Genomic DNA, 21731 nt, shown 5'->3' on the forward strand with positions numbered 1-21731 from the left:
ATGACAGGACATTATGACGAATCGGGTTTTGTGCCCCTGAATATCGCGGTACTGACCATCTCGGATACCCGCACGGAAGAGACCGACAAGTCCGGCAAGATCCTCAAGGAGGGCGCCGAGGCTGCCGGCCATCAGGTGGTCGAAAAGGCGATCGTGAAGGACGATGTTTACCAGATGCGGGCGATCTTTTCGCGCTGGATAGCCGATCCCGAAGTGCATGTGGTGATTAGCACCGGCGGGACCGGCATCACCGGGCGTGACAGCACACCGGAGGCGGTATTGCCGCTGCTGGAGAAGTCGATCGAAGGTTTCGGTGAGTTGTTCCGCCATGTATCGCTGGAGGAGATCGGCGCCTCGGCAATCCAGTCCCGGGCGATTGCCGGGCTGACCAATCAGACCCTGGTTTTCTGTCTGCCCGGATCCACCGGGGCCTGCCGCACCGGCTGGGAGAAGATCCTCAATCCGCAACTGGACCACCGCACGCGGCCGTGCAATTTTGCCCAGATGTTTCGTGCCTGAGAGCCGTTCAGCGACAAAACACAAGAGTAGAGACCAATGAGTGATTGTGGTTGTTCTTCCGTAACCGAACCCAGCATGAAGCCGCTTGAGGAGGCGTTGGCCCTGTTGCTCGCCCACGCCCAGGCGGTCAGCGAGCATGAGCTGGTGCCCCTGGCCGAGGCCAATGGCCGCGTCCTGGCCGAACCGGTGGTGAGTAAAATCAATATGCCACCCTGGGATAACAGCGCGATGGACGGTTATGCGGTGAACCGGGCTGACCTGAAAAGCGCGCCCTCCACCCTGGCTATATCCCAGCGCATTCCGGCCGGTGCCGCGCCACAACCCCTGGCCGCCGGTACCGCTGCGCGTATATTTACCGGTGCCCCGGTGCCTCCCGATGCCGACGCCGTGGTCATTCAGGAGGTTTGTGTCCAGGAGGGCGAGCAGGTCACCATTAACGAACTGCCGGAGCCGGGCGCCAACATCCGCTATGCGGGAGAAGACACCCGTATCGGACAGGAAGTGCTGCAGGCGGGTACCCGCCTCGGTGCCCAGCATCTGGGACTGGCCGCGTCGGTCGGTGCCGGCGAACTGGTGGTCTACCGCCGGCTCAAGGTGGCGCTGTTCTCCTCGGGCGATGAGCTGATCAACCCTGGCAAGCCGCTGGGTCCAGGACAGATTTACAACTCCAACGAGTACACCCTGCAGGCGCTGCTGCAGTCGCTGGGGTGCGAAATCGTCAGCCTGGGTATTGTGGAAGATACCTTTGAAGCGACCTGTGACGCGCTCAGTGCCGCTGCCGCGCAAGCGGACCTGGTGATGACCTCCGGTGGCGTGTCGGTGGGTGAAGAGGATCACCTGAAGCCGGCGGTAGAGGCGCTCGGCTCGCTGGATCTATGGAAGATTGCCATCCGGCCGGGCAAGCCGCTGGCGTTTGGCCATATCGAAGGTACTCCCTTCATCGGCACCCCCGGCAACCCGGTCTCCCTGTTTGTCACCTTTTGTCTGTTTGCCCGCCCCTTTATTCTCAAGCGCCAGGGCGTCAGGGATGCAGAGCTGACACCGACACCGATCCTGGCCAGGGCCGATTTCGACTGGCCGAAGGCGGAGAAGCGGCGTGAGTTTGCCCGAGCCCAGCTGAATCTGGATGCCCAGGGACAGGCGCAGGTTAGCCTCTACTCCAGTCGCTCCTCCGGCGTACTCAACTCCCTTACCTGGGCCAATGGTCTGGCGATTCTGCCGGAACAGCAGACCCTGGCCCGTGGGGAAATGGTGAAATTCCTGCCTTTCAGTGAGTTACTCAAATGATCAAGCTTCTCTTTTTCGCCCGCCTGCGCGAGGCCCTGCAGACCGGTTCCGAGACACTGGACTTTAGTCCGGAACTGGATTCGGTTGCCGCCATTATTGAACTGTTGCAGGCACGTGGTGGCATCTGGGGTGAGCTGTTTGCCGATGATCAGTCCGTGCTGGTGGCGGTCAACCAGGAGATGTGCGATTCGGAGACGTCGGTGAAGGAGGGTGACGAAGTTGCTTTCTTTCCCCCGGTTACCGGCGGTTAGATATACTCTTTCGTTGGGAAGGTGATTTTACGTGGCCGTTGATGGACAGGCTACATTTTCCATCCTACGGGTATCGACCCCTACAAATCTATGTAGGGTGGATAAGCGGTAGCGCATCCACCTTATTCTCTGTCTGCACGGTACTACGCCATGAACCAGATAATAATCCAGACCGAACCTTTTGATCTCGCTGCAATCCAGGAAGAGTTGCGCCGGGAGAACCCGGCTATCGGCGCCCTGGTTACCTTTCTGGGACAGATGCGCGATATCAACGAGGGTGACCGGGTCACCACCATGACCCTGGAGCACTACCCCGGCATGACCGAGAAGGCGCTGCAGGCGATAGTCGATGAGGCCAATGAGCGCTGGCAACTGACGGGTATCCGGGTGGTTCATCGGGTTGGTCCGTTGCAGCCGCTGGATCCGATTGTGCTGGTGGCGGTCGCCAGCGCCCATCGCGGCGAGGCGTTCCAGGCCTGTGAATTTGTCATTGATTATCTCAAGACCCGCGCCCCGTTCTGGAAGAAGGAGCAGACACCGGAGGGTGATCGCTGGGTCGATGCACGCCACACCGATGACCAGGCGGAGCAGCGCTGGCGGCGATAACGATGAGTTCCGTCCTGAACCCCACCCTGCTGGGCGTTTTTATACCCACTTTCTTTTTTGTCTCGGTGACACCGGGCATGTGCATGACCCTCTCCATGACCCTGGGTATGACCATCGGCGTCCGGCGGACCTTCTGGATGATGGCGGGTGAACTGCTCGGTGTGGGCCTGGTGGCCGCCGCGGCGGTCATCGGTGTGGCCACCCTGATGTTGCGCTACCCCATGTTGTTTGAGTTGTTCAAATATGTCGGCGGCGCCTATCTGATCTATCTCGGTATCCAGATGTGGCGTTCCCGCGGCAAGCTGTCGATTGATCTTGATTGTCCCCGCCATGACCGTGCCACCGGGATGGCTCTGGCAGTGCAAGGTTTCGTGACCGCGGTTGCCAATCCCAAGGGCTGGGCTTTCTTTATCTCCCTGCTGCCGCCCTTTATCAATGATCAGCAGCCAATGCTTCCCCAGCTCACCCTGTTGTTGGGGCTGATCCTGTTGATTGAGTTCGGTTGTCTGGTGCTCTATGCCAGTGGCGGCCGCACCCTGAGCCTGTTTTTGCAGCAGCGCGGTAACGTGCGCCTGCTCAACCGGCTGGCGGGCACCCTGATGATGGGGGTGGGACTCTGGCTGGCATTGGGTTGATGATCGAAGTGGAATCCCAACCAGGATTCATACCAACGGGAAGTGTAGATCCCATGCCGGTTGAACAATGAAGAGTCGAGCCGAACTCCTGGAGTCCCAATTCTCCGGGGCAGTGCTGCGGGGAGATCTGCCTGCACCGGTGGCGACTCTGCAGCCTTCCGATGTTGGACTGACGCCAACGGATCTGGTAGACCTGTTCGAGAGCCAGCTGATGAGCCGGCATCTTGACTACCAGTCACGCCGGCTGCGTGCCAGAAATGAGAGCTTCTATACCATCGGCAGTGCCGGCCATGAGGGCAATGCGGTACTCGGCAAACTGTTCCGAATTACCGATATGGCGTTTCTGCATTACCGCAGTGGTGCTCTGCTGATCCAGCGCAGCAAACAGCGGCCCGGTGAGACACCGCTGTATGACATGCTGCTCTCCTTTGCCGCCTCGCGGGAAGACCCGATTTCCGGCGGACGACACAAGGTACTGGGCAGCAAGACCCTGCTGGTGCCGCCCCAGACCAGTACCATCGCCTCCCATCTGCCCAAAGCGATGGGAGCGGCCCATGCCCTGGGTCTGGCGCGGGTTCTGGAACCGGACGGTCCGGCCCTACCGAGGGACAGTGTCATTCTGTGCAACTTCGGGGATGCCTCGGCCAATCACTCCACCGCCCAGGGGGCGATCAATGCGGCGGGCTGGGCGGCCTACCAGAACTCACCCATGCCGATCGTGTTTGTCTGTGAGGATAACGGCATCGGCATCTCCACCAGCACCCCCAAGGGTTGGATTCACGCCAGCTTTTGCGGACGTGCCGGTCTGCACTATCTCTATTGTGACGGTACAGATCTGCTGGACACCGCCCGGGGTGTGCGGGCAGCCGTGGATTATGCGCGCCGTTTCCGCAAACCGGTGTTTCTGCATATGCGGGTGATTCGTCTGCTGGGACATGCCGGCTCGGATACCGAAACAGGCTATCGCACGCTGCAACAGGTGGAGGCGGATGAGCGGCAGGACCCGCTGCTGCACTCGGCCCGGATCCTGCTGGAGCAGGGCATCCTCGGTGCCGAGGAGGTCTGTGCCCTCAACGAACAGATTGCCCGGCGGGTGGCTCGCGTCGCAGAGCACGCAATCCTGCGGCCCAAACTGCAGAGTGCTGCGGAGGTGATGGCATCCATCGCTCCGCTGCACCAGGCATTCCCCCCGGTCCCGCCGGCCGATGCCGCAGCCCGCGAGGCGATGCTGGGCCAGGAGCGGCGCCAGTTGCACAAGCCGCAGAATATGGCTCGGCTGATCAATCTGGCGCTGGCCGATATTCTGCTCCAGTACCGCTACAGCGTGGTGTGTGGTGAGGATGTGGGCAGGAAGGGGGGCGTCTACAGCGTCACTACCGGACTTCTGGAGAAGTTTGGTCCACACCGGGTGATCAACACCCTGCTGGATGAGCAGAGCATCCTCGGGCTGGCCATCGGCCTTGGCCAGCTCGGTTATCTGCCGATACCGGAGATCCAGTTTCTCGCCTATGTACACAATGCCGAGGATCAGATTCGCGGTGAGGCGGCGACTCTCTCATTCTTTTCCAACGGCCAGTTCAGTAATCCGATGGTGGTACGGATCGCCGGCCTGGCCTACCAAAAGGGATTTGGCGGTCACTTCCATAATGACAACTCGCTGGCGCTGTTCCGGGATATTCCCGGCCTGGTGATTGCCTGCCCTTCGAATGGCGCGGATGCGGTGCAGATGCTGCGCAGCTGCGTGGCACTGGCGCGGGAGCAGCGCCGCGTGGTGATCTTCATTGAGCCGATAGCTCTCTACATGACCCGGGATCTGTACCAGTCCGGTGATGAGCTCTGGACCGCCGAGTATGCAGCGCCCGGCGAAGGGATGCCGATCGCCGTGGGTGAGTTTGGCTGCCACGGCAACGGCACGGATCTCTGTATCATCAGTTATGGCAACGGCTACTATCTCTCCCGGCAGGCGGCCCATGAGCTGACTCAGGGCCACGGGATTGACCTGCGGGTGATTGATCTGCGCTGGCTGGCGCCGCTGGACGAGGCGGCGCTAATCGAGATGGTTGCGCCCTGCAGGCGGGTGCTGGTGGTGGATGAGTGTCGTCGCACCGGCTCCATCAGTGAGGCTGTTGTCACCCTGTTGACCGAGCGCGCACCGGGACGGCACCTGATCGCCCGGGTGACTGCCGAGGACAGTTTTATCCCGCTGGCCGAGGCGGCCCATCTGGTGTTGCCGGATAAACAGCAGATCATTGAGGCCGCACGTGCGCTGATCGACGGGGCGCCGATATGAAGCAGACTGCCGTGGTGATCTGCCCGGGGCGTGGCAGCTACAACCGGGAAGAGCTGGGTTATCTGGCGAGGTATCATGCGGATAAGTCAGCGTTCCTCGCTGGGATTGATGCGTATCGCCGGCAGCGGGGACAGATGGCGGTTAGTGAACTGGACGGATTCTCCCGCTATTCGCCCAGTCAGCATGGCGCTGGTGAGAACGCCTCGGCGCTGATCTACGCCTGTGCTCTGGCCGATTTTACCGATATTGACCGGGAACATTACGAGATAGTCGCGGTTACCGGTAACTCCATGGGTTGGTATCTGGCCCTGGCGGCGGCCGGCGCGCTCGACCAACAGGCGGCCATCGCCCTGGTCAACACCATGGGATCGATGATGCGGGATGGCCTGATCGGCGGGCAACTGGTCTATCCGGTGGTGGATGAAAACTGGCGACCTGATTCCGCGGCTAAAGCGAACCTTGCCGCGCAGATGGAACGGGTCAACCGGCTACCCGGCTGCCAGGCCTATCTCTCCATTGATCTGGGAGGACTCTGGGTGATCGGTGCCAATACGGCGGCTATCGACGCGCTCAAGAGCTCCCTGCCGCCCATCGATGATCGCTATCCCATGCTGCTGGCCAAGCATGCGGCCTTCCATACCCCGTTGCTCCAGTCGGTAGCGCAAAAGGCTCGGGAGCTGTTGTCCCCCGATCTGTTTGGGCGGCCCGGGTTGCCCCTGATCGACGGCCGGGGGCATATCTGGCAGCCCCTGGCGACCGATACCCTGGCACTGTATGAATACACTCTGGGCCATCAGGTGGTGGCCCCGTTTGATTTCTCTGCCGCGGTCGAGGTGGCGATCAAGGAGTTTGCCCCGGACCGGCTGATCCTGCTTGGACCGGGCAGCAGCCTGGGAGCGCCCGTCGGTCAGGCGTTGATAAGGCACCGCTGGCTGGGGCTGGAGGACAAGCCGGGATTCAAGCGGCGCCAGGCGGATGATCCTTTCCTGCTGGCGATGGGTCAGGAGGATCAAAGGTCACGGGTGGTGCGCCAAGGATGAAAGGCCTTCTTGTCAATGCCCCGCATAAGCGGGGCAAACAGCCGGTCTGACTATCAGGGCCTTACATAGGCGTAGCCCCGCTCCTGCAGTTCCATCAGCCGCAGCACGCCGGCCTCCACCACAGTGACACCTTCCAGCAATGCCGGCATTTTACCGGTCTTCTTTTCTATCCCTATCATGGTGTTGCCGCAGGCACTGAACTGGATATCCTGCATGGCCAGGCTGGTAATCCGCTGGCCCTCCTTGGAGTTGCTGGTGAGCATGCCGAGACCGGGACCGTAGGCGATGATCTCGATCTGCACATTATCCTGGCCCAGCGCCTTCTGCAGATTGACGGCGTTGTTCAGGGCAATGGTCTGGGTGCGGGGGTCATCGGTACTGACCTGGATTACCACCTTGTGCGGGGCGCCTTCTGCCGCCAGCAGGGTCTGTCCGGTGAACAGGCCGAAAAATAGCAGCAGGGCCATCAGGCTGTGGTTGATTGTTTTCATTGATTATCCTCTCTTTGGTTTGATGCCTGCAGCAGCGGTTTTTTTTGATATCGGCCGCTTTGTTGCAGATGGGTTGCAAGGATCTGATTCACTGTTCAGACCTTGATATAGGCCCAGCCGGTCTGCTGGCGCCGGGTGATATAGGAGACCCCGGAGCGGATGATCACCGCCTCGGGCAGTATCTGGATCTGCTCACCGGTCGCTTTGGTCAGGCGTTCCAGGGTGCTGCCGCAGGCCGCAAAGACCAGGTTCGGGTAGGTCTCACTCAGTTGGCGGATACGCTCAGGGAAGGGCGAACGATTCCGTTGCATCAGACGCAATCCCTGGTTATTGGCCACCACCTCGAGACGCAGCGGTCTGCCGCTGGCACGATGCTCCTTCAGTACCAGTTCCACCTGGTCCAGCAGCAGGGCGGCATCATCCCGGTTGTCACTGCTGATATGGAATACCACCCGGGTCTGGGCTTGCTGCATCCGGTCCAGCGAGGCCAGTGGTTTCTGTGCCGATGTCGCCCCGGAGGGTGCCTGGTCAGTCATGCTGTGAACGGCAAACAGGGAGAGCGCGCCCATTGCTGCCGCTGCCAGGTAGCGGGTGAAGCCCCCGCCGGTCCAGGCACGGGTCTGCTGGCGGGATGGCTGCCCGGTGAGTGGGTAGGCTGCACGGGTGAGTGCCTTCAGGTACTGCAGCTGTACGAGACGGCTGCGCAGGGGATCTGAGTCAGCCGCAGCCTGCAGTATCTCAAGCTGCTCGGCCTGGGACAGCTCATGATCAATAAAGGCATTCAGCTGTTCATCACTGAAGTGAAGTTCACTCATTTCACACGCTCCAGGAATGGCCGGTTGCCGGGCTTATTGCCGTGGGCAGGCGTTATCAGTTGTTTCAGGTTCTGCCTGGCTCGGCTTAGTCGGCTCATTACGGTGCCGACCGGGATGTCCAGAATATCGGCCACTTCGGTATAGCTGCAGGCCTCCAGATCAACCAGCATCAGCACCTCGCGCTGATCCGGCGTCAGTCGGCCGATGGCCTGTCGTACCTGGTTGGTGGTCTGTTGTTGCGCAAGCTGTTCATCGGCGCTGGAAAGGGATTGATCGATACACTCTTCGAATTGATCGGCCGGTTTATGACGTCGGCAGTGATCCCGGAAACAGTTGGCCAGTATGGAAAAGACCCACCGCTCCAGCGCCTTGTCATCCTTGAGTGTATCCAGTCGGGAGAGGGCCCGGGCCAGCGCTTCCTGTGACAGATCTTCCGCCAGGCTCTGCTCACCGCACCAGGCCAGCGCCAGCCGCCGGAGCCGGGGACTCAGTGCCGCCAGGCGCTGTCGGTTTTTACTCGCTGTACGCCATGTGGTGAACATGAAGCCTGGTCCCTTTTTTTCGCCATTGTGGGTAGGACGCGGTAGCCGGTGGATTTATTCCATGTTTTTCAGGACGCTGAAAATCCCAACAGTTGCCGGCCATTGAGGCGGAGATTGTTGGCATAACCTGTGCGTTGCTACGGGCCCGCGCCCGAGGGCTACTCCCGGAACCGCTTGAACGAGCCAACGGCGCCATCGAACTGCTGACTCCCGTCGCCCGCGGCCGCTTCACCGCGGGCCAGCGCGCGCTCGAATGCTTCGAAGTCGTGGATCGGTGCCTCGCAGTGGGAGCCGTGACAGAGATAGGCGATGCAGCCGTCGCCCGCCGACTTGATGCCCAGTGCCTCCGGCAGATCGCTGGCCGAGCTGGGTATGGCGAAGCTGATCCGGCGTGGGGCATAGTGCTGATTCGCCCGCTTGAACCAGGGTTGCAAGGCCGCCTCATCGCCGCGCAGGATAATCACCTCGGTGGGGTTGATCAGCTCATCCAGCGCCTTGAGCATGGTGCAGTAGGCGTGGGGGATCTGTTTCAGGTGCTCCCAGGTGCAGTGCAGGGTGCGCTCGGCTGCATGCAGGTAATGCGTCTCGCCCAGCAGGTGGCCGAGACGGGTCAACACGGACGCGGCAACACCGTTGCCGGCCGGAATCGATTCATCGCCAAATGGCTTGGGACGGTAGATCAGCGTCTCATGGTCATTAGAGGTGAAGAAGAAGCCACCTTGTTGCTTGTCTTCAAACCGCTCCAGCATGATATCGGTAAGTTCGGTGGCGAATGCCAGCAGCCGGCTGTCCCACTGAGCCTGCAACAGCTCCAGCAGGGCGTCGATCAGGTTGGCGTAATCATCCAGATAACCGTTCAGATTGGCCTGGCCATCCTTGCAGGAGACCAGCAGGTGCCGGTCGCGCCACAACTGCTGCTGAATGAATTCCACCGCCCGGCGGGCCGAGTTGATCAGCGTCGGCTCGTCCAGCAGCCGTCCGGCCCGCGCCAGCCCTTTGATCATCAGGGCGTTCCAGGTGGTGAGGATCTTCTCGTCACGCCCGGGGCGTACCCGTTTTTCCCGCTGTTTGAGCAGTTTCTGGCGCGCCTGCTCCAGTAGCTGACGCGCCTGCTCCGAGCTGCTGCCCAGTTCGCTGTTCAAGGTGGCGACATCGGTATAGCCGTGCAGATGCCACAGGCCTTCAAAATTAGGCTCCTGGTCCAGGCCGTAATAGCGGCTGAAATGACGGTATTCATTCTCGCTCAGCAGCTGCTTGATTTCGCTCCGGTCCCAGGCGTAGAAGCGTCCTTCATGGCCCTCGCTGTCGGCGTCCAGGGAGGAGTAAAAGCCCCCCGCGGGGGATTGCATCTCGGTCATCACCCAGCGGGCGGTGTTCAGCGCCGTCTCCCGGAATAGCGGTTTGCCGGTGGCCTGCCAGAGGTCGGTATAGAGGCTGAGCAGTGGCCCGTTGTCATACAGCATCTTCTCGAAGTGGGGGATCATCCATCGGCTGTCCACCGAGTAGCGGCAGAAACCGCCGGCGAGCTGGTCGTTGATGCCGCCGAGTGCCATTCGGGTCAGGGTAAAGTCCACCATGTAGAGAGAGCGGGGATCGCTGGTGCCGGTGGCCGCCCAGTGCCTGAGCAACTGCTCCAGGCTGCTGGGGTGGGGAAACTTCGGTGCGTTGCCAAAGCCGCCGTAGCTCTCGTCAAAACTGCTGGCCAACTGCTGGCGGGCGGTCTCCAGTGGTGCCGAATCGAGTGGCACGGCCTTGCCGGGAGCAATCGGATCGAGTTGATTGATGGCGCGGATCAGTGCCTTGTTCTGTGCCTGGATATCTTCCCGTTGTTGATGATAGGCGTTGGCGATGTTGTGCAGGATCTCGCTGAACGACGGCATGCCCTGGCGTGGCTCCCGAGGGAAGTAAGTACCGGCAAAGAATGGTGTCTGGTCATCCGGGGTCAGGAACACCGTGAGCGGCCAGCCGCCGGGACGCTGGGCCAGCAATTGATGGGCTGACTGATAGACCCGGTCCAGGTCGGGCCGCTCCTCCCGGTCCACCTTGATGTTGACGAACAGCCGGTTCATCACCTCGGCGGTGGCATCGTCCTCAAAGGATTCATGGGCCATCACATGGCACCAGTGGCAGGCGGAGTAGCCGATGGAGAGCAGGATCGGTTTGTCCTCCTGGTGGGCTTTTTTCAGCGCCTCCTCGCCCCAGGGGTACCACTCCACCGGGTTGTCGGCATGTTGTTGCAGATAGGGGCTGGTGCAATCGCTCAGACGGTTTGCAGGCATGTGATTTCCTGTAGTGCTCTGTTTTGCGCAGATGGCGGGTTTGGCTGAAACATTCGCGAATGTTTTCAGGGATCATGACAGAAACTATAGCTGCATCAACGGGCAATTCCCGATGGAATTGCCCGGTTGCCATGGGCCACCGGGAAATCCTTCGCGGCTGAAGCCGCTCCTACGGCGATCCTGTACCGTTGTAGGAGCCGCTTTAGCTGCGACCGATGCTCTTGAGATTGAGCGGATTGTCCGGGTTGATACCATCCATAAACGGCAGTCGCCGGTCGCTGTGGGTGATCTGGTAGACCAGGCCCATCCAGTTGCCCACAATTCCCTCGGCGGTATCGTGCCAGGTGTTGTCCAGATCCGCCGCGATCAGCGGTTCCGGGAACTCCGGGGGCTCGGTGCCATCCAGCAGGGCGCGTTCCAGATAGAGCTGATACTCATTGAAAATAGCCTGTACCCGTGGCATGAAGTAGTTGTCCGGAAACGGGGGGTAGCTTTTTCGTTTGCCGGCCGCAAACAGCAGCACCTCGCGTTTGTACTCCTTGAGCAGGCTGATGGTTTCGTACTCCGGATGCCCCTGGAAATAGACCATGCGGAAGCCGTCCTTGCTGACCGCCAGATGTACTCCGGCTACTTCACTCTCGGCCAGGATGTGTAGGCCGGCATCTTCAAACTGCTGGCGTGATATCTCGTTGAAACGGGAGTGGGGTACGTCAAAGCGGGTATTGACGTCGTTCACCAGCGGATGGACCCGATCCATTACCCGGTGCGGGAAGACCCCCCAGCGCTTGAATCCCAGGGGTTTGCGTTTGGTGGCGTGGCGCGCCTCCAGCACCGCGTGGGTAGCCAGGCAGGAGCAGAGGGTTGAGGTGACATTTTCATAGGCCCACTCCACCACCCGCTCCAGCGGCTCCCAGAACGGCTCATCAGCGAGGTTGGGATGGACCGGGGTGGCACCGGTAATGATCAGGGCATCCAGGCCGTCCGCCTGGATCTTCTCCAGTGGCTCATAGTACTGGTCAATATGTTTGCGGGCCTTTTCCCCCCGGGGCAGCTCGTCCAGGGTAAAGGGGTGTACATAGAATTGGGCGATCGGATTGCTCTCGCCGATCAGCTGGAAGAATTGTCGCTCGGTGGGCTCCAGGGCGCCATCCGGCATCATGTTCAGCAGGCCGATGTGCAGCTCGCGGATATCCTGATGTTGCGCCCGGTCCGGCTCCAGTACGGTCTGGCCGGATTTTCTCAGACGCTCAAAGGTGGGCAGATTGTTGTGTGATACCAGTGGCATGACGGCTCCGGGTCAGTCCCATTGTTTACGTGAAATGGCCAGCTCCAGCAGGGCCAGGAAATCGGCCTCGTCCCGTACCTGGTTCACCTCCAGGGAGGTGACGGTGTAGCCGAGGGGGCGGGCAATCGCCTCGTAGTGCGGGATGCGGGAGTGGAACAGGTGCGGGAAAACCCAGCGGGTGAAATCGTCCGGGTCCATCTGTGCCGCATACTGCAGTCCCTGTTCCTGGAGATAGGTCTGCACCTGCCGCTGCAGGAACGCGGGGCGGAAATAGAGTGGCTTGGGATCATCCTGGGCGCGCCGGATCAGCTCCGCCTCTTCATCCGCCCCGGTGGCCTGGATATAGAGGATCAGACTGTGCTCCGCCAGCAGCTCGATAATGCCGGGCTCCTCCATGTCGCAGAGGCTGCCACCCACATCATTGACGAAGTGCTGGTAGCCGTAAATCTCCCGCGCCTTGCGGATGAATTCGGGGACATCCCGCATGGCGTTGATCTCGGCCTGGCGATACAACGCCTGGCGCTGTTGGAACGCGCCCAGCGGCACTCCACCCAGTTCCGGATTCCCCAGCTTGCCGACATAAGAGAGCACCGGCCCCAGGTCGTCTACCTTGATGTTGTTGCGAATATAGATCCAGTCCTTGCGCAACAGCTCCTTCAGGAAGGGTATCCGCATCGCCTCCTGCTTGATGCTGTCGAGGATCGTTTCATCCAGATAACGGGTGCCGATGCGGTAGTCGCCGGAGTAGTGAAACCAGTTATAGCGGCGCATGGTCTTGGAGAGGTGGGTCTTGCCCACGCCGGACATGCCCAGCAGGGTGATGCTCTTGTTCTTCCAGGCGCGGAACTGTTGCAGACTCAACTTCACGACTTGCGGCCTTCTCTATAAGTGTTGGTGATCTTCAGGCGGCTTAATATAACCGAAATCAGCGCCGGACGTCCCTGCGCTCTCCTAATCCGGCCATAAAAGGGAGTATCAGCAGCAGCAGACAGATCAGGATCACCCCCTGCCAGCCCCACTGGGTATAGGCAAAGCCACTGCCGGTGATGCCGATCCAGCCGCCCACGTAGTAGAAAAGTACGTAGAGGGCGTTGGCGCGGCCCTGGCCGCCGGTGAGGCGCCGGTTCAGGGAGCCGACGGCGGCGGCGTGCACGGCAAAGAAGCCGGCACAGAGACCCAGCAGTCCGAGGATGATCGCGACAATAGAGGGAAGCAGGGTTAGTGCCACCGAGGAACCCAGCAGCAGGGTGCCGCCGATCAGGGTGTTGCCACTGCCGATGCGGTTGCTGATTCGACCTGACAGCGGCCCCATGAAGATCCCCATCACATAGACCAGGTAGAGCAGGGTGATCAGCTCGGTGGAGAAGGAGAAGGGTTTGGCCGCCAGCCGGAACGGCAGGTAGTTGAACACCGATGAAAAGATGAAGAAACCGCCGGCCGCCGCCAGGTAGATGCGTACCAGTTCCCAGCGCCGCAACAGGCTGAGAAAGCGCGGTTGTTCACGGGGGATGTTATCCACCTTCGGCGGTCGCGGCAGTTGCTTCAGCGCCAGAAAGGTAGCCACCAGGATCAGCACGGCGGCAGAGACAAAGGCGTAGCGCCAGTGCAGCGGCGGGTGGATCCAACCGCCCAGCAGGCGGCCGCCCAGCCCGCCGACCACGGTGGCCGAGACATAGGCGCCCATCACCACATTGAGCCGCTCGATCGGCAGGGTCTTGGCCAGGTAGGCGGCGATACAGGTGGTCAGGGCTGGTATAAACAGACCCTGCAGAAAACGGGCACCGATCAGAAGCCAGAGGTTGTCGGTCACGGCGCAGATCAGGCCACCCAGCGCCACGGCAATGCCACCGGTGAGGATGATGGGCTGGATCGGCAGGCGGTCCGCCAGCACCCCGAACGGCAGATTGGCCAGGGCGATACCGAGAATCACGGCGGCAACGGTGAAGGAGACCTGCAGGGTGGTGGCCGCAAACTCGGCCTGCAGCACCGGCAGTACCGGCTGAGTCAGATAGATGTTGGTAAAGGAGGCGGCAACCAGGGTGAAGACCACCAGCTGCAGGCGCAGATGTGAGCGTTCACTCATTCAGGTACAGCCACCACAGCTGCCACAGCGCCAGTCACTGCCATTGACCGCCTGGAAAAACCAGCGGGCGTGCTGTTCGTCGATCGGGATGTCGTTGGCGATGAACAGGTCGCTGAGCCAGTCGATGTTCTCCAGCACCCAGTCATCCTCTTCCAGGCCCTCGGCAAACTCCGGGTCGTCGGGATAGAGAAAGGAGTAAATGCCATAGGTGCCCATATCCTCTTCGCTGCGGGGGGCGGGGATCTGCAGGGGGCGGCCCTGGTAGCTGATCTCCCAGCGACCGAGGCAGATCAGGTGGCCCTGTTCACTCCAGGCGGCGGTAAACGGATTACTCATGGTGGTCAGGTATCGATAAAGCCCGGCGGATTCTGTCAGGATCACCCGCCAGTCCTCGGCGGGTGAAGGGGGTATTATAGTCGATCCGGGGGGGCGGTTTGTAGTTCGGATCGGACTTTTTCGATCGCCGCCAGGCGTCGCCGGGTCACCCAGCCGGCACCCATGAACAGCCGGTAGAGCAGCGGCACGACGAACAGGGTCAGCACGGTGGATACGGCCAGTCCCCAGACAATGGCGGTGGCGACCGGTCCCCACATCAGCGAGGCACCACCCAGTCCGGTGGCCAGGGAGAAGAGCCCGGCGATGGTGGTCATGGAGGTGATCAGGATCGGGATCACCCGGCGGCGTGCGGCATACAGAGTGGCGTGCAACACGCTCATGCCCCGATCCAGTCGCTCGTTGGCGGCGGAGATCAGTACGATAGCGGCATTGACCGCGATACCGGCCAGGGCCACCACGCCGTAGAGGGTGAACAGGCTCAACGGGTTGGCGGTAATGACCAGTCCGATCACCACACCGGTAAAGGCCATGGGAACGGTGGCCAGGATCATCAGCGGCTGGAAATAGCTCTTGAACTGGGTGCCAAGGATCAGATACATCAGCCCGACGCCGAACAGGAACAGTACCGCAATGGCGTCCAGGCTCTCCTGGATATCGTCCAGCTCGCCGGAGAAGTCCAGATCGATGCTGGGATAGCGCTCAGCGATCAGGTCCCACGCCTCCTGGATCTGCCGGTTCGCGGTGATCGTGTCCGTCTGGGCCTTGTCCAGGTCCGCCTCCACCGTGATGGTGCGGCGGAAATTGTAGTGGCGGATGCTGTTGTTGCTCGGTCCAGTGGTGCTGTGTACCAGCTCCTTCAAGGCGATCCGCCCGCCGTTCGGCAGGGGTAGGGTGTAGTTGCCTGGCTCGCCGATGGTGGCGAGGGTGCGCGGCAGGGCGCGTACCCGCACCTCCAGCTCCTCGCCCCGGTCCTGCATTTTGCTGACAATCTCCCCATCCACCAGCAGACGCAGGGTGCGGGTTACCTCGGCCGGGCTGATGCCGGCGCGGCGAGCGGCGTCCTGGTTCACCCGCAGCGCCAGTTCCATCTGCCCCTGGCTGTCGTCATCGGTGATATCACGGATGGCCGGGTTCTGCCTCAGGATTGATTTCAGTTCCCGCACTGCTGCACGAATGGTTTCGGTGTCGTCGCCCCGCACCTTGACCTGGATCGGTTTTGAGGTGGGCGGGCCGCCGGCCAGCCGCAGGAAGGAGATCTTGTCCGGTCCGGCGGTGGCCTCGATGTCTGCGCGCATGGACTCGATCATCTCGTCCACGCTGCGCAGGTTATCAGTCTTCGGATTCAACGCCACCAGCACCTGTCCGTAGTGATCGCCGAAAAAGGGGGCGGTCTCGGTAAACAGCTGACCGGCATAGCTGAGGATATTACGGGTCTCGCCCGGCTGGATGTGCTGGCGGATTTTCCGCTCCACCTGCAGCACCTTGTCGCGGGTGAGCTCCAGCGGGGTGCCGGCCGGCATCTCCAGGCTGACGTAGAACAGCCGGATCGGGTCGGTGGCGAAGAAGTCGATCTTGACCAGTCCATTGGCGGTTGCCGCAACGGCGGCGATAAACATCATCAGCACACAGAACAGGATGATCTTCGGCCAGTGCAGGGCACGTACCAGCAGCTTGGTGTATTTGATGCGAATCCAGTGCAGCGCCTCGGTGCGCCAGCGCTGTATCCGCGAGGGGTTTTCGAAGTGGACGTTGGCCCCGAGCATGTGGGCCGGCAGCATCCAGTAGGCCTCGATCAGGCTGATTGCCAGCGCGATGGTCACCACCAGCGGGATGATCAGCATGAACTTGCCGAGGATGCCGGGTAGCAGCATCAACGGCAGAAAGGCGGCCATGGTGGTCAGCACGGCGGTGGTGACCGGGGCGAACACCTCCCTGAGCGCCTCCAGGGTGGCGGGCAGTACCGCCATGCCCCGCTGCAGCCGGTAGTAGATCGACTCCACCACCACCACGGCGTCATCCACCAGCATGCCGAGGCTGATCACCACCCCCAGCAGCACGCTGACATTGAGGGTCTGGTCCAGTGCGTTGAGCACCAGGAAGGTGCCGGCCAGGATGAACGGGATGCCGATGGTGGTGAGCAGGGAGATGCGGCCGCCGAGAAACAGCCAGGCAACAAACAGCACCATGATCAGGCCCAGCAGGGCATTGGTCTGCATGATGTTGAGGGCGTTACGGGTGATCTCGGTCTGGTCGTCGATCAGCACCACCTCGACGCCGGTCTTGTCCCGGAAGCGGTTGCGCTCCGCGGCATAATCGGCGATTTTCTGTACCAGTTCGAGGGTGTTGGCGCTCTCCTTCTTGGTGATCGCCAGCATTACCGCCGGCTGGCCCCGATAGAACACCGCCTTGTCCTGTTTCTCCCGCGCCCGCACCACCTGTGCCAGATCGCCCAGTGGTACCTCGCCGCTGACACCTGCCACCGGCAGGGCGGCCAGGTAGCCGGGGTCACTGTCCTGGCCGATAATACGCACCAGCCAGTTCTGGTCGTTCACCCGGGCGCTGCCGGCGGCCAGATCCTGGAAGCTGCGGGTGACCGTATCCGCCAGCTGTCCGGGGGTAATGCCGGCGGCTTCCAGGCGTTCCGGATAGAAGTTGATCTGCAGTTCGGGATCGCGGAGCGCAGTATCCAGAATGCGATCGACCCCCTTGATGCGCTCCAGGTCCTTCTTCACGTTCTCCGCCTGCCGCCGCAGGTTTTCGTCGTCCGCCGGGCCGACGATGGCCAGGGTGGCGCTGGGGAAGGCGTTGGCGGTGGTGATCTCGAACACGAACGGTGTGGTGGCATTGTCCGGCAGTTCGTCGTCCGCGTTCTGTACCTCGCGCCGCAGATCCGCCACCCGCTTGTCGAACACCTCGGGTTTGATGTCCTCGAACCGCACCAGGATGCTGGAGATGCTCTCGCGGCTGACGCTGGAGACGAACTTGATATCCGAGATGGTACGGATCTTTTTCTCCAGCACTTCGGTGACGCGCTTTTCCACATCCGCCGCCGCTGCGCCGGGCAGTACCGTGGTGATGTCGATCCAGTTGAAATTGATGCTCGGGTCCTGCTCCCGGGGCATCAGGTTGTAGGAGAGAAAGCCGACCACCAGCACCAGACCGAACGTCAGGTTGGCCAATACATGATTACTGAAGAATCGTCCCAGCATGGTGTCGACAGCCCCTAGTTGGCCAACTCGATGGTGGCGCCATCCGACAGCGCCTGGCGCCCCTCGATGACCAGCAGGGTGTCGGCCGGCAGGTCCACCTGTGTCGGGTGTCCCTCCAATGCCTGACTTAACGGTACGAAGCGGGCCTTGCCCTGATCAACGGTAAACAGGCCCAGGGCGTCACCCCGTCTGACCGGCAGATCAGCCGGTACATAGGTCTGTTGTGATTGCCAGAGCAGACGCCCGCTACTGCCGGGCAGTGCACGCCCGTCGCTGAACTGCAGGCGGACCTCCCGGTTACGCCCGAGTGATTCGACCACCGGGACGACCTGGCGCAACCTGACCGGATAGACGCCCTGATTGGTCTCCAGCAGGATTTTACCGGCCTCCTGGAGTGATGCGACCCGATCCACGGAGACCTGGGCGGAGATCTCCAGTCGCTCCAGGTCGATCAGGTGGATCAGTGGCTGCCCCGGATTGACCCACTCACCCTCGCCGGCCAGCCGCTCCCTGACCACGCCGGCAAAGGGTGCCTTGATCTCGCAGCGCTGTTGGTTCAATCGGGCTTCGGCAATGGCGGTCAGTTGTGCCTGGCGATCCGCATCGGCGATTTGCAGGTCGGCCTCCTGCTGATTGAGTCGCTCTTCGGAAACGCTGCTGGTCTTGCGTAACGACTGGGTACGCTTGATCTGGCGTTTTGCCAGCGTGACCCGGGCCTCGATACCGGCCAGTCCCGCTTCGGCCTTTCGCAGTTTGAGCTGATTGTCACGACAATCCAGCGCGGTCAACAGGGCATCCCGCTCTACCCGGTCACCCACTTGCACCGGGATTCTCAGAATAACCCCGGTTGTCTCGGCGCTGATTCGGCTCTCATTCAGGCTAAGCGTGGTGGCGGGTGCCGAGTACTCCTGATAAACGGCCACGTCACCCAGTTGGGCGGTGGTGACCTGGATGGGTCGCTCCTCGGCAATGCCGGGCAGGGTAATAAGGCACAGCATGCCCCAGAGCAGGCACCTGGCAGTGTGGTTACTGATCATGATTGTTTCGGGCTCCTCGCCGCGTCGATCTCCTTGAGCAGCGATGCGCTGCGATTCTGCATCAACCGGAGCAGTGCCCGGTTGGCGGCAATTCCGTACTCCAGGGTGAAGCGCATGCCCGGTGTGTGGGTCTGGCACTCATTGCTGATTTTCTCCAGTATGGTCAGTTCAGACTGCAGGTGGGTGGTCTGTTTATCCAGTAGCGCCGCGATCTGTTCGGTCGGCAACAGATGGGCGAACATCATCAGAAACAGAAAATCACTGCGGTACTGTTCGGCCGGTTCGGCCGTCATCAGGGCCTGGAAAAAATGCGCTCGACCTGTCTTGGTGAGAGTGAACACCTTCTTGGTCGGCCGTTTCTCCTGGACCTCTTCATGAAAACTGACCAGCCCCTGTTCGGTCAATTTCGCCAGGGTTGGATAGATGGATCCGTAGCTGGTGGCCTGGAAATGACTGAAAGTCTGCTCTATCGCCTTCTTGATTTCATAACCGCTGGCGTCACCGAGGCTCAATATGCCGAGGCAGAGATGGCTGGTATTCATGTGAAAAAAATATATCGGACCGTTATATGTCGGAGCAATATAATTAACCGGGCGTCTGCTTGTCAAATCTGTTAATCTTGCGTGCGCGTTTTCACCTTCCGATGACACCAGGATTTCAGGCCATGAATTTTGCCCCGCTGCGATTGAAAAAAAACGAGGACCGGCGCCTGCGCGCAGGCCACTGCTGGATCTACAGCAATGAGATCGATAGCTCGATTACGCCGCTGAAAAGCCTGGAGCCGGGACAGCCGGTGGAGATCTTCAGCGACCGGGAGAAGCTGCTGGGTACCGGTTATGTCAATCCACACTCCCTGATCTGTGCAAGGCTGGTCAGCCGTGATCGCCAGCATCCGCTCAGCGGCTCGTTGATCGTGCATCGCTTGAAAGTGGCCCTGGGCCTGCGCGAGCGGCTCTATGTCAAACCCTACTATCGGCTGCTGTTTGGCGAAAGCGATGGTCTGCCGGGGCTGGTCATCGACCGGTTCGGTGATCATCTGGTGATTCAGATCACCACCGCCGGCATGGAGCGGCTGAAGGCGGAGATTCTGGCGGCGGTGGTCAAGGTGCTGCATCCCGTCGGCGTGCTGTTTCGCAACGACTCACCGGCGCGGGAGTTGGAGGGGCTGGAACTCTATGTGGAGGATGCCCTGGGCGGCTGGCCAGAGGTGCTGGCGGTCGAAGAGCATGGCGTCCGTTTTATGGTGCCTTCCCAGGAGGGTCAGAAGACCGGATGGTTTTTTGATCAGGCGGTCAATCGGGGTCGCATGATCCCTTATATCAAGGACAGGCGGGTGCTGGATGTCTGCAGCTATATCGGCGCCTGGGGTGTGCAGGCGGCGGTGAAAGGGGCATCAGAGGTGATCTGTGTCGATGCCTCGGGCAGTGCCCTGGATGCCGTGGATCGCAATGCGCAGGAGAACGGTGTGGCGGAACGGGTGGCCGGGCTTCAGGGGGATGCCTTTGATGCCCTGCGGGAGTTACGCCAGGCCCATGAGCGGTTTGATGTAGTGCTTGTTGATCCGCCAGCCTTTATCAAGCGTAAGAAGGATACCAAGGAGGGCGTGTTGGCCTATAGGCGGCTGAATCAGTTGGCGCTTCAGGTGCTGAGCAAGGATGGTATTCTGGTCTCATCGTCCTGTTCCCATCACATGGGCGAGGAGGCTCTGCTGCACGAAATCCAGCAGGCGGCACGTCATACCGACCGTTCGCTGCAGTTGCTTGAGCGGGGCTTCCAGGCACCGGATCATCCGGTTCATCCGGCTATCCCGGAAACAGCCTACCTCAAGACCTTTTATCTGCGGGTCTTGCCCAGCTTTTAGGGAAGCTGGAATGGCCCATCCTTTTGCCTTGCCTGGCGCGAGGATGGGCTTATCGATTACCCTTTCGAGGCGTGATCCATGATCTCGCGCTGGATTCTCGATTTGTGGGGTTCGGGCATGGCGTGCCATGCTTCCGCTACCGCCATCGCATCAGGTGGAAGGGATGCAGCCAACTCATCACCAAACATCAACCAGGCGGGGTTGACATCCAGTACAGCGGCAATCTGGTCTATTTTACGTGGACGCAGGCTTTTTCCATTTTCGATTTTCTGAATGACCGCCTGATTTGTGCCGGCTCTCACCGCAAGTTGCTCTTGTGTCCAGCCTTTTTCCTGGCGTCTGAAGCGCATCCGTTGACCCAGATTCCCGGGGTTTTGGGGATTCTCATTAGTCATTTTCTTCAACCTGTCGTTAGTCCAATTTTGAGTATAGCTCCCAATCGGGTGGCCGATTGCTGTTCTTGGGTCTTTTTTTCAGTCCCCTGTCACATCTTTGTCATGCCGGGTTTTCGGGGCATGACCAGCCGCCACATTTTTACTACAGGATTGCCTTGGCTATTCAGAACAACCCTGAGTATTCAGGAGCCCCAGTTTCTTTCATGTGTAGCTTTAGCACTCGCTGTGATACCAGTGAACACAATTACTAACACTAAGGAAATTATCATCTTACAAGAATAATCATCCTCGGCGTAAGCATAACCCTTTTTCCTAAAGCTGTCCCGGTTTTGCATCCCAAAATGGCACTTTAATACGCATTTATTTCACTATTTTCTGTGTGCTTTGATCTGGATCGTTTTTCCCATCACCGATGCAGTCGAATTCTAAAACGCTGTTTGCCGGTTCCGTGGCGGGAGTCCTGTGCCTCTATCTCTACCTCGGTTATCTCATCCGGGATGGTGATGGTGAGTCCACGGGTGAAGGGTTGTTCGTCCACGTGGGGATGGAGGAGTCTCCTTTCACCCAGGATGCTTCCGTCGGGTGCCAGTACCCGCCAGGCGTTGGCATAATGTTCCCAGCCGCTATCGGTATGGCGCAGGGTAACCTGAATATGGTAGCGGCCATGGCCGCTGGCGGTAGCGTTGGCGTCGATAATCTCAACACCGCCGGCGGACAGCAGGCTTGGCAACAGTCCCAACAACAAAGAGATAAGGATATGACGCATTTTT

At 60.5% G+C, this 21731-nt stretch carries 21 protein-coding genes; 8 read left to right on the top strand and 13 right to left on the bottom strand.

Features of this window, described 5'->3' with window-relative positions:
• From moaB to A3GO_RS0118825, 7 genes are all read left to right on the top strand, one after another.
• Nucleotides 1–519, top strand: a complete 519-nt coding sequence (gene moaB / locus A3GO_RS0118795) for a molybdenum cofactor biosynthesis protein B (protein WP_029134713.1) — start codon at nt 1–3, stop codon at nt 517–519.
• A gap of 75 nt (nt 520–594) precedes the next feature.
• The gene (locus A3GO_RS0118800) at nt 595–1806 is read left to right on the top strand and encodes a molybdopterin molybdotransferase MoeA (protein ID WP_157606879.1); all 1212 of its coding nucleotides are present in this window, start codon (nt 595–597) and stop codon (nt 1804–1806) included.
• Nucleotides 1803–2057, top strand: a complete 255-nt coding sequence (gene moaD, locus A3GO_RS0118805) for a molybdopterin converting factor subunit 1 (protein WP_029134715.1) — start codon at nt 1803–1805, stop codon at nt 2055–2057. The genes A3GO_RS0118800 and moaD overlap by 4 nt, the downstream gene beginning before the upstream one ends.
• Before the next feature lie 150 nt (nt 2058–2207).
• Nucleotides 2208–2663: a molybdopterin synthase catalytic subunit MoaE gene (gene moaE, locus A3GO_RS0118810; RefSeq protein ID WP_029134716.1), complete on the top strand. Its 456-nt coding sequence runs from the start codon at nt 2208–2210 to the stop codon at nt 2661–2663.
• A gap of 2 nt (nt 2664–2665) precedes the next feature.
• Nucleotides 2666–3298, top strand: a complete 633-nt coding sequence (locus A3GO_RS0118815; protein WP_029134717.1) for a LysE family translocator — start codon at nt 2666–2668, stop codon at nt 3296–3298.
• A gap of 67 nt (nt 3299–3365) precedes the next feature.
• The gene (locus A3GO_RS0118820) at nt 3366–5588 is read left to right on the top strand and encodes a thiamine pyrophosphate-dependent enzyme (protein WP_029134718.1); all 2223 of its coding nucleotides are present in this window, start codon (nt 3366–3368) and stop codon (nt 5586–5588) included.
• The gene (locus tag A3GO_RS0118825) at nt 5585–6628 is read left to right on the top strand and encodes an acyl carrier protein (protein WP_029134719.1); all 1044 of its coding nucleotides are present in this window, start codon (nt 5585–5587) and stop codon (nt 6626–6628) included. Before A3GO_RS0118820 ends, A3GO_RS0118825 begins: the two co-directional genes overlap by 4 nt.
• A gap of 53 nt (nt 6629–6681) precedes the next feature.
• Here the strand turns inward: A3GO_RS0118825 and A3GO_RS0118830 are convergent, their stop codons facing one another.
• The 11 genes from A3GO_RS0118830 to A3GO_RS0118880 all read right to left on the bottom strand — a co-directional run bounded on the left by A3GO_RS0118830 (nt 6682) and on the right by A3GO_RS0118880 (nt 19247).
• Nucleotides 6682–7119 (bottom strand): DsrE family protein, encoded by a 438-nt coding sequence (locus A3GO_RS0118830; RefSeq protein WP_029134720.1) that lies wholly within the window; start codon nt 7117–7119, stop codon nt 6682–6684.
• Nucleotides 7120–7214: 95 nt separating this feature from the next.
• On the bottom strand, nt 7215–7934 hold the full coding sequence (locus A3GO_RS0118835; RefSeq protein WP_029134721.1) for a hypothetical protein: 720 nt from the start codon (nt 7932–7934) through the stop codon (nt 7215–7217).
• Nucleotides 7931–8476, bottom strand: a complete 546-nt coding sequence (locus A3GO_RS0118840) for an RNA polymerase sigma factor (protein ID WP_029134722.1) — start codon at nt 8474–8476, stop codon at nt 7931–7933. Before A3GO_RS0118840 ends, A3GO_RS0118835 begins: the two co-directional genes overlap by 4 nt.
• A 158-nt stretch (nt 8477–8634) precedes the next feature.
• Nucleotides 8635–10755 (bottom strand): thioredoxin domain-containing protein, encoded by a 2121-nt coding sequence (locus tag A3GO_RS24560; RefSeq protein ID WP_084610249.1) that lies wholly within the window; start codon nt 10753–10755, stop codon nt 8635–8637.
• A 202-nt stretch (nt 10756–10957) separates the two neighbouring features.
• Nucleotides 10958–12040 (bottom strand): homoserine O-succinyltransferase MetA, encoded by a 1083-nt coding sequence (gene metA / locus A3GO_RS0118850; RefSeq protein ID WP_029134723.1) that lies wholly within the window; start codon nt 12038–12040, stop codon nt 10958–10960.
• A 12-nt stretch (nt 12041–12052) separates the two neighbouring features.
• Nucleotides 12053–12847, bottom strand: coding sequence for an ATPase (locus A3GO_RS0118855; RefSeq protein ID WP_418064564.1), 795 nt, complete (start codon nt 12845–12847; stop codon nt 12053–12055).
• 118 nt (nt 12848–12965) lie between these two features.
• On the bottom strand, nt 12966–14123 hold the full coding sequence (locus A3GO_RS0118860) for an MFS transporter (protein WP_029134725.1): 1158 nt from the start codon (nt 14121–14123) through the stop codon (nt 12966–12968).
• Entirely contained in the window at nt 14124–14504 is a 381-nt protein-coding gene (locus tag A3GO_RS0118865) for a hypothetical protein (protein ID WP_335340064.1), read from the bottom strand. It abuts the gene before it with no gap.
• Between the two features lie 29 nt (nt 14505–14533).
• A complete protein-coding gene (locus A3GO_RS24565) occupies nt 14534–17668 on the bottom strand; it encodes an efflux RND transporter permease subunit (RefSeq protein ID WP_084610251.1) in 3135 nt (1044 codons plus the stop codon).
• A 14-nt stretch (nt 17669–17682) separates the two neighbouring features.
• Nucleotides 17683–18705: an efflux RND transporter periplasmic adaptor subunit gene (locus A3GO_RS0118875; RefSeq protein WP_029134727.1), complete on the bottom strand. Its 1023-nt coding sequence runs from the start codon at nt 18703–18705 to the stop codon at nt 17683–17685.
• Complete coding sequence (locus tag A3GO_RS0118880; protein ID WP_029134728.1) at nt 18702–19247, bottom strand: PadR family transcriptional regulator; 546 nt, start codon at nt 19245–19247, stop codon at nt 18702–18704. The genes A3GO_RS0118875 and A3GO_RS0118880 overlap by 4 nt, the downstream gene beginning before the upstream one ends.
• A 122-nt stretch (nt 19248–19369) precedes the next feature.
• Between A3GO_RS0118880 and A3GO_RS0118885 the strand changes: the two genes are divergently transcribed.
• Nucleotides 19370–20566 (top strand): class I SAM-dependent rRNA methyltransferase, encoded by a 1197-nt coding sequence (locus A3GO_RS0118885; protein ID WP_029134729.1) that lies wholly within the window; start codon nt 19370–19372, stop codon nt 20564–20566.
• Nucleotides 20567–20622: 56 nt separating this feature from the next.
• Here the strand turns inward: A3GO_RS0118885 and A3GO_RS24570 are convergent, their stop codons facing one another.
• Both A3GO_RS24570 and A3GO_RS0118895 read right to left on the bottom strand, forming a co-directional pair.
• A complete protein-coding gene (locus A3GO_RS24570) occupies nt 20623–20961 on the bottom strand; it encodes a helix-turn-helix domain-containing protein (protein ID WP_037376017.1) in 339 nt (112 codons plus the stop codon).
• A gap of 406 nt (nt 20962–21367) precedes the next feature.
• On the bottom strand, nt 21368–21727 hold the full coding sequence (locus tag A3GO_RS0118895) for a hypothetical protein (protein WP_051302641.1): 360 nt from the start codon (nt 21725–21727) through the stop codon (nt 21368–21370).
• Between the last annotated feature and the right edge of the window lie 4 nt (nt 21728–21731).

The sequence above is a fragment of the Sedimenticola selenatireducens DSM 17993 genome (assembly GCF_000428045.1).
GTDB lineage: Bacteria > Pseudomonadota > Gammaproteobacteria > Chromatiales > Chromatiaceae > Sedimenticola > Sedimenticola selenatireducens.